The sequence below is a fragment of the Oryzibacillus soli genome (assembly GCF_051594765.1).
Lineage (GTDB): Bacteria > Bacillota > Bacilli > Paenibacillales > NBRC-103111 > Paenibacillus_AR.
In genome coordinates this window covers 222,629-235,144 of the sequence record NZ_JBPPGJ010000008.1, presented here as the reverse complement: position 1 = coordinate 235,144, position 12,516 = coordinate 222,629, and the positions used below count along the sequence as shown (strand labels likewise).

Here is a 12,516-nt window from a genome sequence, read left to right as displayed (position 1 = left end):
GACATGCCAATTCCCTCTCTCTTCATAAGATTCCTCATGAACGCAAAAAACGCACTTCATCCCAAAAGGGACGAGTGCGTTCGGCTCGTGGTTCCACCCTCGTTCGGTCTCCATGCTTCCCGCACAGGCAGGAAGGTGCTGAAGAACCCTCGATGCATCCGGTAACGGGGATGACCCGGTACAATATACTACGGCAGGCCCAAGGGCGTTCAGCCGGTTCCATTCTACAGCTCTCAAAGGGGTAAACCCTCGATCAGTCGCGGAAGAAGCTTGCAGCCGCTGGCTTCTCTCTCTGGAACCGCCGTATCGGGAGTTCATGTCTTTGGTCATGGCTTCATAATAATATCCTATTATAAAGATTCCATGTCCCAAGGTCAAGGGGACAGTTTATCCTGATGGCTGTGATTCCCCAGAATAGACCCGCACACGCCGCAGTAATCGCAGATCTCCGATCTTCCTTCGAAGATTTGGGAGATGGTCTTAATGACGGCTACGCCGGGCTCCCGGGTGTGGATATAGATTTTCTCGGGTGCGATGGTGATCAGCGTGCTGACGATCAAGTCCTCGAAGCTGTAGTCCTTATCCAGGAACTCCACCTTGAAGGTGGTGTCCAGCTGATCGGTCTCGATGGGCTTCAGCTGCTCGTTCAGCAGCAGGAACTCGTGTCCGCCCTTGTGCAGCAGGTGGGCTTCGGGAATCTTGGCATCCTGAATATAGACGAAGTACTTCAAGAGCGCGATGAATTCCTTGTACTGCTGGTCCATCAGGTACTCATCCTTGGCGTACTCGATAATATCCTTCAGCTCTCCTCCATACTTAGCCAGACGGAAGCGAAGGAAGCCGTCCACATTCAGGATGGGCTCCTGCTGAACGCACTGAAGCAGGTCCTGGGTCAATAGCTTCTTCCGGCGTGTACGGCCATGCTGCTCGGCGGTGGGATCCCTCATGGAATCCTCCTCGCTCATGATCTGCTTGCAATAGCCCAGCACATCCGCGGTTTCTTCCTCCTTGTACTGCCCTCCCCTGCGGATCATGCCCGTCAGAAGGAAATCCTCCGCATGCTCCAGCAAGTAATCCGCCAGCACTCCGCTTACGCTCTCCAGCCAATCGGCTTTCACCTTCGAGGATTTCCCGGCTCTGGACTGGGGTCTGCCCACCGTAATCTCCGTGAACCCCTTGTGATGATTCCATTCCAGCGAGCTGTTATGTAGCGTGGAATCTATATGCTGAAACAAACAATCGTATAGATCCTGCCCCCGGATCACCGAATCGGGTAAGATCTGCAACGTAAGTTTGTCCATCCCGCCTTTCACTCCCTTCCAGAAGGCTGTCGGTTCTTTCTAAAGTATATGCCCGGGGGGAGGGGATATACGAACAACTATCTGGAAGGGGGCAAAAACAAAGCACTCCTTTCCCGCGTTAGCGGGAAAGGAGTGCCGGGTTCGATTAGGAATGCTTCTTCGGTTGGTCTTCGGACGGCTTCGCGGTCTTCGGCTGCTCTGCAGGCTCTGGCACCTTACAGCTGTCGCATATCCAGTGCTCTCCGATATCGCCTTCGCCGTTGGTCTTCCCGCATTCATTGCAGGTGATCATCCAGGACCCTCCCTTATTGTGCAAGGTTGTACTGCTAGTGTACCCTCATTCATCCGCGGGGGATGTGGGATCAATCACGATACTTTGGATTTTCCTGTGAACTCAAGGGCCTGGGCCCCGATATCATCCATGTAACGGTTCAAGCAATAACAGAGGAAGTCCTTCTTGCAGATGCCGCAAGGAACGGTATAGAGCCGGTTCACATGGGTGACCTTAGGTGTTCCGGTTTCCGGATCCTTCTCGAAGGTCAGGCGGCAGCGGTTGCGGTCATGCAGCTCCGCTACAATTTCGAAATACCCGTTATTCGGATTTTCGCTGACTACTTTGGCATCGATTACTTTGGGTTGGTAAGCCATGGATCATACTCCTTCGATAAGTTAATTCTGCATCACAAAATCCTTGTCCACCGAGGCAGTCTCCCCGAATATCTTCAGGATCTCGTATTTGGTGTTCCGTTGGGCCGGAATCTTGCCGGCCTCGCGGATCAAGCGAATAATCAGTTCGATATTCACCTTGTGGGTGGCGCCGGCGGCGGAAACCACGTTCTCTTCCATCATGGTGCTCCCGAAATCGTCCGCCCCGTACGATAAGGATAGTTTACCCACTTCCGGGCCCATCGTAACCCAAGAGGATTGGAAATGGGGCACGTTATCGATCATCAGACGGCTGATGGCCAGGGTCTTCAGATACTCCTCGGGAGTGGCCCGTTCCTTCTTCAGGTTGGTATTGTCCGGCTGGAAGGTCCAAGGAATGAAGGCCAGGAAGCCCTTGGAGGGAAGCCCCTTCTCCAGGCAGTCATCCTGGGCATCCCGCACACGGAGCAGGTGCAGGGCACGCTCCTCCATGGATTCGCCAAAGCCGATGACCATAGTGGCCGTGGTGTTCATGCCCAAGCCATGCGCGGTCTGCATGACATTCATCCAATCCCGCCACGAGCCCTTCAGCTTGCTGATCTTGCTGCGAGTGCGGTCGTCGAGAATCTCGGCTCCGCCTCCTGGGATGGAGTCCAGTCCGGCTTCCTTGAGTTGACGGATGACCTCCTCCAGGCTTAATCCACCGGAGACCTCTACCATCTTCATGATCTCCGCCGGAGAGAAGCTGTGCATCGTAATATCGAAGTGTCGCTTAATCTCTCGGAGCAAATCGGTATAGTAGGTGAACGGCAGATTCGGATTGGTGCCCCCCTGCATCAGAATCTCGGTGCCGCCCACATCGACGGTTTCCTGGATCTTCTGAAGGATGGTTTCGGTCGGAAGAACGTAGCCGTCCTCCTTGCCCGGCGCCCGGTAGAAGGCGCAGAAGCGGCAGTAAACGTCGCATATATTCGTATAATTGATGTTCCGGCCCACGACGAAGGTCGTGATCGGCTCCGGATTCCATCGCTGCATGACAAGATTGGCGGCTTGACCGATTTTCTCCACTTGGTCGGATTCGAAGAGGGTTACGCACTCCTCCACGTCGATCCGCCTTCCGGCCACCGCTTTGTCCAATATCCGATCGATGGACATGCGTGCTCTCACCCCATAACGGCATATTATGATTCCTCTATCTTACCATACCTCCAAAACAAAAGCATCCCTGCCCGCCCGGGGAAGGATGCTCTTGGCCTATAAATTAGCCGCTTGCTTGCGCATATGTATGATCTTCTCCTTGAGCGTGGCGAAGTGGACGATATTGCGTCCGTGCTCGAAGGGCTGGGGCTTGGCGAAATAATAGCCTTGGCCCATATGAACGTGATTCTGCAGCAGGATGTTGGCTTCTTCCTCCCGCTCTACGCCTTCGGCGATGACGGTACAGTTGATGTTCTCCGCGAAGTAGAGCAGCGAGCGGAGCATCGCCTGCTTAACCGCCTCCCGGTCGATGTTCCGAATGACGGACTTGTCGATCTTGATGATATCCGGGATCAACTCCGACATGGACTGGAGGCTCGAATAGCCGGACCCTGCGTCGTCGACGGCAAACCGGAAGCCCTGCGCCCGGTAGGACCGCAGTATGGACGCCATCTGCTCGAAGTCCCGGATGGAATGGCGCTCCGTAATCTCGAAGATGAGCTGGGAGGAGTCCAGATTCAGCACCCGCAAGAGCTCCAGAAGCTTGCCCAGCAGCTTCGGATCCGACAGGGAAACCGGGGTGATGTTGATGAAGACCTGCTCCTTGATCTGCCGTTCGACGATCTCGCGGAGCGCCTTCTGGATCACGACCCATTCCAGGTCCGGCAGAGCTTCTGCCTGGTCCGCAAACTCGAAGAGGGCCTCCGGGTTATGGAACGGGGAGTTCTTCGGCCCGCGGGTCAAGACCTCCCAGCCGAAGATCTCTCCGCTCTTCAGGTCCATGATCGGCTGGGTCAGAACGGTCAGATCCTCTGTCTGGAGAATCTCTTCGAATTGTAGGTTCTGCATGGCGAAGTGTGCGGGAAGATCCTTCGCCGCCTTGGCCATGGCATAATGATAGGCTGCATCCACCGCAAAATCGGGGTCCGGATGGTTCTCGATCAGCGTGCTGCCCGTCTTGATCTTGAGCGGGGTGTCGGTATGCAGGCTGAAGAGCTTCTCCAGCCGGGTCTCCAGCTCCTCGCAGATCTTCCCGGCGATGACGGCACACCGGCCGAAGTCCTCCACATCCTCGATCCGGACGAACAGGACGATCTCGTTGGTCTGGTACTGCTTGATCCCGATGATGTTCCGCTGGGTAATATAAGCGAACGCCGTCTCCAAGAAGCAGGTCTGGAGCAGGGATTGCATAGTCCTGATCAGCTCCGTAGACTTGTTCTTCATGACGACATGGTAGTCTTCGATATGGAACAGCAGCAGGGCTGACTGGCCGCCGTCCCGCCGGATCCGCTTCACCATACGAAGAACGGGATCGCGGAAGATAAAGTCAGGCGGGAAATATTGTAGCATCCGATCTGGGTATATCAATCGGGACAGTTTACGCAGCCGTCTTGTCCATGTGCCCCGATTCGTCTCGCCGCGCATTATTGTTCCCCCTGACACAGGTGTAAGATGGTAGCTGTCCTCTACCAGTTTAGCACAACTCCAGAGGCAAAAATAGTAGGATTGGCGCGAATCTTCCCGTTTTCTCCCCGCCTGTATACCGAACGCCATCAAATTGTGCCAAGTCCGCCACCGACTGCCGGGACTTAAACCCCGATCTCTTTGCGGGCCTCTTCTAGGGCATAGGCCAGATCCGCTATCAGGTCATCCGCGTGCTCGATGCCAACGGAGAAACGAAGCAGTCTGTCGTCCACCCCAACCGCGCGGCGGATCTCCTCCGGGATGTCCGCATGGGTCTGAACGGCGGGATAGGTCATGAGAGATTCCACACCTCCCAGGCTCTCGGCAAAAGCGATCAGCTTGATATGGCGCAGGATCGGCTCCACCAGACGGGCGTCCTTCAGCCGGAAGGAGAAGATTCCGGTGTTCCCCGAGGACTGTCGATTCTGCACGTCATGGTGCAGGTGCTCAGGCAGCGCCGGGTAGTACACATTCTCTACGTCCAGGTGAGTCTTCAGGAAGCAGGCGATCTTGGTGGCGTTCTCCTGATGCCGCTCCATACGGAGCGCCAGCGTCTTCATGCCTCTCATCAAGAGCCAAGCATCCTGCGGCCCCAGCACGGCACCGATGGAATTGTGCAGGAAGGCCACCTGCTCGGACAGCTCCTTGCCCTTGGTGACGATCAGGCCCGCCAGAACGTCGTTATGTCCGCCCAGATACTTGGTGGCGCTGTGGATGACAATGTCGGCTCCAAGCTCGATGGGGCGCTGGAAGAAAGGCGTCAGGAGCGTATTGTCCACGATGGTCAGCAGACCATGTCGCTTGGCCCAGGTGCTGACCTTCTCGATGTCGGTCACCATCATGAGCGGGTTGGTCGGGGTTTCGATCAGCACGGCTTTAGTGGAGGGAGTCCGCTCCGATTCAAGCGCGTCCAGGTCGTTGGTATCCACGTAGGTAGCCGTAATGCCGAACCGGCTCATGATTTTCTCCAGCAGGCGGTAAGTGCCTCCGTACAAGTCCAGGGAGACAATCAGATGATCCCCTTGGCTGAACAGGGCGAAGATGGTCTGCAGCGAAGCCATGCCGGAGCTGGAGGCGAACCCGGCATCTCCGGATTCCAGCTGGGCGATGGCATCCTCCAGAATGGTCCGGGTCGGGTTCTTCGTGCGCGTATAGTCGAACCCTGTGCTCTGTCCCAGCTTTGGGTGGCGATAAGCGGTGGAGTGATAGATCGGGTAGCTGACTGCTCCCGTGACCGGCTCGGAGATGGAACCGATCTGGGCTAACCGGCTTTCGATTTTCATAGATAGTATCCCCCTCGTTTTAATGAGCTATATTCCGGAAAAAGAGGCAAGCCCGGGCGGTTCCGGCGCTTGCCATCGGCCGTCTGGCCGGTTGCGGCTGTAGACACCAGGCCTTAGATGCCTGCTCCTGAATCGTGATCAGGTCCGCCCGACAGGGCCGGGACGAGATCCTTGGAAGCCGACTTCTTCAACTGCTTCAGATCGTAAGGCGTTTCCTGGTAGACATAGTAGTTCAGCCAGTTGGAGAACAGGAGGTTCGCATGGGCTCTCCAGGTGATGGGCGGCTGCTTGGTGGGATCGTTGTTAGGATAGTAATTCTTCGGAACGTCGATCTCCATCCCTTTGTTCACGTCACGGTCATATTCCCACTTCAAGGTACAGGGATCGTATTCCGAGTGGCCGGTGACGAAGATCTGGCGCCCGTCCTTGGTAGCGACGATGTAAACGCCGGCCTCGTCGGATTCGGAGAGGATATCCAGCTCCCCGATCTTCTCGATATCCTCCCGGCGTACTTCGGTATGGCGGGATTGGGGGACCAGATACAGCTCGTCGAAGCCGCGGAGCAGCTTCACGTTGGATTTATTGATCCGGTGGGGGAAGACGCCGAACATCTTCTCTTCTAACGGATACTTGGGAACGCCGAAGTGATGGTACAATCCCGCTTGGGAAGCCCAACAGATATGCAGCGTGGAGGTCACGTTCTCCTTGCTCCAGTCCATGATCCGCTGTAGTTCCTCCCAATAGGTCACATCCTCGAACTCCAGCGTCTCCACCGGAGCACCGGTAATGATCATGCCATCGAACTGCTGGTCGGAGACTTCGTCGAAGGTCTTGTAGAACATGTTCAGATGGTCCGCCGAGGTATTCTTGGACACATGGGTTGCCGGGTGCAGGAGCTCGAATTCCACCTGCAGCGGCGTATTGGACAGAAGGCGCAGGATCTGGGTCTCGGTCGTTTCCTTGGTAGGCATCAGGTTCAGGATGGCGATCCTTAGCGGACGGATGTCCTGGTGGAACGCCACGGTTTCGTCCATGACGAAAATGTTCTCGTTAATCAACACTTCTTTGGCCGGCAAATGGTCGGGAATCTTGATGGGCATCCGTCTCTCGCTCCTTCAAATATGGGATGGGGCAAGCCCCTTGAAACATAAAAAACCTTTCTCGAATGGAGAAAGGTTCCGATTTGCAGGAGGAATAGCAAAGATCGTCCCTTTCTCATCTCTCAGAAGCCGCAAAGCTCCTGCAAGAATTAGCACCGTACACAGCTAGCTGTGCCGGTTGCCGGGTATCATCGGGCCAGTCCCTCCACCTACTCTTGATAAGAAAGTTTTTTAGTTTGATTCTTACTGTACCTGTAAAAGGTTCTTACGTCAAGGTATTTTAGACAATTTTTCGGATAAGAATTCTTCTTCCGAAACGAGTGCTTTTGGGGCAAAAAGGATGCAAATTGAAGTACCGGAAATACTAGTTCCCGAATACTATACAGTGCATACTTGCGAAGGATTCCGGGGCATGGAAATGTAGCTTGCCGGGAGGTTGAAAATCCTTGGCAGGGAAGGTGTCGAAGCCCCGCCGTTCCTATGAAAATTGCTTATTGAAAAGTTTCGAAGCGGGAGCTATACTAACGAGTGTCTCACAAAAAGATCCCTTGCCGGGATCTCAAAAAAACTGTCATTTTGAGGTGAGTTCCAGTATGGACGGAAACCCAGCGAGGTTAAGACGGACGAACGATCATAAACCGTATACGTTGAAAACCAGTTGGCGCCTCCGCCATGCCTGATTCGGAGTTTCCACATGCCGACTGGTGTTTCGCGTTGTCCCGTTCCGTTCTTGCCATCCGGGGAAATGCGAATAACTTGAGGAGTGGTGACAATGAAGGTGCGCCTCGTGCAAAACGGGGTTTTTACGCTCTTGGATGACGTAAAAACCGCCACCTACCCGCCGGAAAACGGCTTTTACTGGATTGATGCCCAGGTTGACGAGCTCTTGGAGCTCCAGCCTCTGTTCAATCTTCATGAGCTGGCCATTGAAGACTGCATGAACGAAGAAGAGCAGCGGCCGAAGCTTGAGATCTTCGACACCCATTATTTCGTCGTGGTTAACAGCATCCGCTATGACGATGAAGAGATCTTCCTCCGGGAACTCAACATCTTCATGGGCAAGCATTATGTCATTACCGCCACCAAGCAGAAGCTTCGGGAGATTCGCTCCATCAAGCCCATTCTGCTCGAGGAAGAGATCAATACCGGCGACAAGTTTCTCTATCATCTATTGGATCTGGTCGTGGACAACTACTTTACGGTCGGCTACCGGATCGAATCGAAGATTGAGAAGCTGGATGAGGACATTCTGTTACATCCGAGAAAGTCCCATCAGAATGAAATCATCGGCTTGCGAAGCGAGATCATGTGGCTGAAGAATGTGCTTGGCCCGCAGCGGAACGTGATCATGGCTCTGTCGAAGAAGGATCTTCGCCTGATTGACGAGGATCTGCAGAAGTACTTTAACGATATCTACGAGAATGCCGTCAAGATCCATGAGACCTTCGATACGTTCCGGGATCTGATCGGCAACTTGCGCGAGGCCTACCAGCTGTCCCTGTCCAACCGGATGAACGACATCATGCGGATGTTCACGGCGCTGACCACCATCTTCATGCCGATGACCGTTATCACCGGCTTGTACGGCATGAACTTCAAGCATATGCCCGAGACGGAATGGAAGTACGGCTATTATGTGGTTCTTGGCTTATTAATCTCCGTCGGTGCGGCGATGTTCTATCTGTTCCGCAAGAAGGATTGGTTGTAAAAGGATGCCCCCGGGCCGCGTAAGCGGCTGCGGGGGCTTTTGGGTATCCGGCCCGGGTTCGCTCCCGGGTTAGAAACTGCGGCGGGGCTGCTTCCGTCTTACACGGCCGCTTGGGGCTCGGAGGCTGCAGGCTGCTCCGATTCAAGCGAATGCTTATAACGGATCCGGTGCAGCCGAAGCTTCTCATAGCAGCCGTTCATATCCGCCTGCTTCAGCTCCTCCTCCGTATAGAGGGCCTGCAGTACCGGCTTCAGGAAACGGATGCCCAGACTGCAGAACAGCTCCCGGACTCTGGCGGTATGAGCGTCATCCTCCTGCTCCAGCTCCACCCCGATCAACGGGCTCATATCGTAGCCGTTCCGGTCCAGCTCCTCCACAAGCCGGATCAGGTCCGGACGCTTCAGTCCGGTAGACGCTTCCAGGTCCGCCAGAGAGCACCCGGCTGCGGCTCCCTCCAGCACTCTCTTGCGCCGCATGAGCTTCTCCTGCTCCTGCTGTTCCCGGGAACGCTGCAGCTCTAAGAGCCAGGCATCGAAATCCGCCTCCGCCACCTCCGCTTTGACCCAATCCAACGGGAAATCCGTTTGCCGTTCTCCCTTGCCTGTGATGGCAAATACCTCCGGGCCATAGATCTCCGCCTTCCGCTGGCCGAACCCGGGGATCTGCTGCAGCTCCTCCACCGTACGAGGCAAATAAGCGGCCAGCATGAAGAGCATCCGGTTGGTCGCTACGAAGAACGCGGATTTCCCCTCCTTGTTGGCGGTCTTCCGCCTCCATACCCGCAGTTCCTGAAAGACGGCATCCGCATAATGCATCTCGCCGTAATACTGCAGCATCAGCATATCCCGATTCTTCGCCGTTTCCCCTCCGCCGGGCAGGGACGTATCGATGAGGGGAAAGTAGCCTTGACTCTTCTTCACCTTCAGCCCCTCCCGGAAGCCATGAAGCAGATCCTTCCAGCCGTCCCCTTCATACCAGATATCCTGGGCAGGCTTGCCGTCCGTGCCTTCCTCGCTCCACAGCACACGCCAAGCTCCCTGGTGCTCCGTAATCGACACTTGAGCCGTCCTCACCCGGTCTTCCCCCGTCTTGCGTTCCATCGTGCTTAAGAATATCAGCTGCATGTAACCCATCCTCCTTCGGTTTATGAGGTTCAAGCCGCTGAACGGACCAAATACAAAAGCACCTCTTCCGCCCAGGCGAAGAGGTGCTTCCTCCGAATCACTTGAAATTACTTCCAATATAGCACATACGTTCCCCTTCCGCAAGCTTTTTTATTTCCGAATTTTTGCATCCGTTTTTTTGCCCCTCGGTACCCCCCGTGATATGATGGGTGGGAAAAAGCCGCAGCACCGGCAGTGAGACAGGAGGCCCCCACATGGCAGCGAACCAATTCGATTATTTGTATGATACCACCGAGGACACCACCACACGCTTTGTCAGCTTCGTTGGTCCCAGCGTCAAGCGCTTCGACCTGGCCGTCACCTCTTCGAACCGGTTCTACGGCAAGAAGCTGGTTGCCGATCTTCAGACCGGCAAGACCGCCATTATCGGGCCGGACGACCTCGAGGAGGAGGGCTATCTGGAGCACGTCTTCAAGCTGGAGGAGGAGGAGGCACAGGAGCTTCGGACCTTCCTGGCGGAGATTGTGGGCGGGATCCACTTTACGGATATTTAGTCGTTCCGCAGGTGAAGCTAAAGGCATCTCGATAGCACCTTGGCCATTCACCGAAACGGAGGAGACCCCATGGACGGCTTCAAGAATGAGCACAATAGGAAGTATACCGACCTGGCGACGGTGGAGTCTCAGCGGAACGACCTGACCGCAGAGGAATTCCCCGAAGGCCCTCTCGGGTCGGACTTGAAATCGGAAACTCTCGGCAAGAGCACGCCCTGGCGAGACGACCAAAGACCGCCCAACCGGTTCAGCTACGAGAACCGTACGCTTCATGAAGGCTTGTCCCGCGGCTACCCTGGAGACCACGAGACTCACGACGAATAGCATCCGCCCTTAAACGTAGGACGCCTCACTCCGCAGCGGAGTGAGGCGTCCTTATTCTTCATCCTTATACCTTCATGATGCCGCCCATGGAAGCATTGGTAACAAGCTTGGAGTAACGGGCCAGATAGCCGGTCTTCACCTTCAGCTCGAAGCCCTTCCAGTTGGCGCGGCGCTGCTCCAATACCTCGTCGCTGACGGCCAATTGGAGGGTACGGTTTTCCAGATCGATCTCGATGGTATCCCCGTCCTCGATGAAGGCGATGGGACCGCCCTCCGCCGCTTCCGGTGAGATATGGCCGATGCTGATGCCGCGGGATGCCCCCGAGAAGCGGCCGTCGGTCAAGAGCGCTACCTTGGCGCCCAGGCCCATGCCTACGATCTGGGAGGTCGGTGCCAGCATCTCCGGCATTCCGGGGCCGCCCTTCGGTCCCTCATAGCGGATGACCACCGCATGGCCTTCCTTCACCTTGCCGCCTGCGATACCGGCCAATGCCTCATCCTGCGAGTCGAAGCAGATGGCGGTGCCGACGAACTTGGTCCCGACGGATTTATCCACGGCGCCCGCCTTGATGATGGAGCCTTCCGGCGCAATGTTGCCGAACAGGACGGACAAGCCGCCTGCCTGGGAATGCGGGTTATCCAAGGGATGGATAACATCCTTGTCCTTGATGTCGCAGCCGGCCACATTCTCGGCCAGCGTCTTGCCGGTAACGGTGATGCGGTCGCCATGGATGGCGCCCGGCTTCTTCAGCAGCTCGTTCAATACGGCGCTCACTCCGCCTGCGTGGTGAACGTCCTCGATATGGTAATCGGAGGCCGGTGCAATCTTCGCCAGGTGCGGAACCCGCTTCGCCACTTCGTTAATCCGCGAGATCGGGTAGGCGATGCCGGCTTCATGCGCCAATGCCAAGGTATGCAGCACGGTATTCGTGGAGCCGCCCATGGCCATATCAAGTGCGAACGCGTTATCGATGGCTTCCACGGTTACGATGTCGCGAGGCTTGATGTCCTGCTTGATCAGCTCCATCAGCTGCTTGGCCGACCGCTTCACGAACTCCTTGCGCTCCTCCCAGATGGCGAGGATGGTGCCGTTGCCCGGCAGCGCCAAGCCCAGCGCCTCCGCCAGACAGTTCATGGAGTTGGCCGTGAACATGCCGGAGCAGGAGCCGCAGGTCGGACAGCCGAATTGTTCTAACTCCTGAAGGCCCTTCTCATCGATCTTGCCGGCCTGGTATGCGCCGACGCCCTCGAAAACGGAGGACAGGGAAATGGAACGCCCCTGGGAATCCTTGCCGGCCTTCATGGGGCCGCCGCTGACGAAGACGGTGGGAATGTTGACGCGCAGGGCGCCCATCATCATGCCCGGGGTGATTTTGTCACAGTTCGGGATGCAGACCATGCCGTCGAACCAGTGAGCCGCTACGACCGTCTCCAGAGAGTCGGCAATGATCTCACGACTCGGCAGGGAATAGCGCATGCCGATGTGGCCCATGGCGATGCCGTCGTCTACGCCGATGGTATTGAATTCAAAGGGAATGCCGCCTGCCTCGCGGATGGCTTCCTTGACGATCTTGCCGAATTCTTGCAGGTGGACGTGGCCGGGCACAATATCGATATAGGAATTGCAGACGGCAATGAACGGTTTGTCGAAATCCTCTTCCTTGACGCCGGCTGCACGAAGCAAGCTGCGGTGCGGGGCCCGGTCGAAGCCCTTCTTGATCATATCACTGCGCATGGAACCTCTGGACATGGGGGAAAATCTCCTTCCTTCAACTCCAACTGGGTTTATGTTTTCAAACATTTTAACACGTTTACG

The 12,516-nt window shown here is 55.9% G+C and carries 12 protein-coding genes and 1 riboswitch; of the genes, 3 read left to right on the top strand and 9 right to left on the bottom strand.

The features are described 5' to 3' along the window. Positions 1-374: 374 nt before the first annotated feature. From ytxC to metA, 7 genes are all read right to left on the bottom strand, one after another. Positions 375-1,301 carry a sporulation protein YtxC gene (gene ytxC / locus ACSEXW_RS13085; protein ID WP_438446597.1) on the bottom strand — a complete coding sequence of 309 codons (927 nt, stop codon included), beginning with the start codon at positions 1,299-1,301 and terminating at the stop codon, positions 375-377. A 145-nt stretch (positions 1,302-1,446) separates the two neighbouring features. Then, complete coding sequence (locus tag ACSEXW_RS13080) at positions 1,447-1,593, bottom strand: hypothetical protein (protein ID WP_438446596.1); 147 nt, start codon at positions 1,591-1,593, stop codon at positions 1,447-1,449. A 74-nt stretch (positions 1,594-1,667) separates the two neighbouring features. Then, positions 1,668-1,949, bottom strand: coding sequence for a hypothetical protein (locus ACSEXW_RS13075; protein ID WP_438446595.1), 282 nt, complete (start codon positions 1,947-1,949; stop codon positions 1,668-1,670). Between the two features lie 21 nt (positions 1,950-1,970). Continuing rightward, positions 1,971-3,101: a cyclic dehypoxanthinyl futalosine synthase gene (mqnC, locus tag ACSEXW_RS13070; protein WP_438446594.1), complete on the bottom strand. Its 1,131-nt coding sequence runs from the start codon at positions 3,099-3,101 to the stop codon at positions 1,971-1,973. A 99-nt stretch (positions 3,102-3,200) separates the two neighbouring features. After that, positions 3,201-4,568 carry an EAL domain-containing protein gene (locus ACSEXW_RS13065; protein ID WP_438446593.1) on the bottom strand — a complete coding sequence of 456 codons (1,368 nt, stop codon included), beginning with the start codon at positions 4,566-4,568 and terminating at the stop codon, positions 3,201-3,203. A gap of 164 nt (positions 4,569-4,732) precedes the next feature. Then, positions 4,733-5,890, bottom strand: coding sequence for an aminotransferase class I/II-fold pyridoxal phosphate-dependent enzyme (locus tag ACSEXW_RS13060; protein WP_438446592.1), 1,158 nt, complete (start codon positions 5,888-5,890; stop codon positions 4,733-4,735). 113 nt (positions 5,891-6,003) lie between these two features. Next, entirely contained in the window at positions 6,004-6,990 is a 987-nt protein-coding gene (gene metA, locus ACSEXW_RS13055) for a homoserine O-acetyltransferase MetA (RefSeq protein WP_438446591.1), read from the bottom strand. 112 nt (positions 6,991-7,102) lie between these two features. Next, positions 7,103-7,215, bottom strand: a riboswitch (SAM riboswitch). A gap of 547 nt (positions 7,216-7,762) precedes the next feature. Here metA and corA point away from each other — a divergent pair. After that, positions 7,763-8,698, top strand: coding sequence for a magnesium/cobalt transporter CorA (gene corA, locus ACSEXW_RS13050; RefSeq protein WP_438446590.1), 936 nt, complete (start codon positions 7,763-7,765; stop codon positions 8,696-8,698). 98 nt (positions 8,699-8,796) lie between these two features. Here the strand turns inward: corA and ACSEXW_RS13045 are convergent, their stop codons facing one another. Further along, positions 8,797-9,822 carry an HRDC domain-containing protein gene (locus ACSEXW_RS13045; protein ID WP_438446589.1) on the bottom strand — a complete coding sequence of 342 codons (1,026 nt, stop codon included), beginning with the start codon at positions 9,820-9,822 and terminating at the stop codon, positions 8,797-8,799. A gap of 254 nt (positions 9,823-10,076) precedes the next feature. Between ACSEXW_RS13045 and ACSEXW_RS13040 the strand changes: the two genes are divergently transcribed. Together ACSEXW_RS13040 and ACSEXW_RS13035 are read left to right on the top strand one after the other, a co-directional pair. Then, complete coding sequence (locus tag ACSEXW_RS13040; protein ID WP_438446588.1) at positions 10,077-10,376, top strand: DUF3055 domain-containing protein; 300 nt, start codon at positions 10,077-10,079, stop codon at positions 10,374-10,376. Positions 10,377-10,445: 69 nt separating this feature from the next. Continuing rightward, positions 10,446-10,700 carry a hypothetical protein gene (locus tag ACSEXW_RS13035; protein ID WP_438446587.1) on the top strand — a complete coding sequence of 85 codons (255 nt, stop codon included), beginning with the start codon at positions 10,446-10,448 and terminating at the stop codon, positions 10,698-10,700. Positions 10,701-10,764: 64 nt separating this feature from the next. Here the strand turns inward: ACSEXW_RS13035 and ilvD are convergent, their stop codons facing one another. After that, a complete protein-coding gene (gene ilvD / locus ACSEXW_RS13030) occupies positions 10,765-12,450 on the bottom strand; it encodes a dihydroxy-acid dehydratase (RefSeq protein ID WP_438446586.1) in 1,686 nt (561 codons plus the stop codon). Positions 12,451-12,516: the final 66 nt, after the last annotated feature.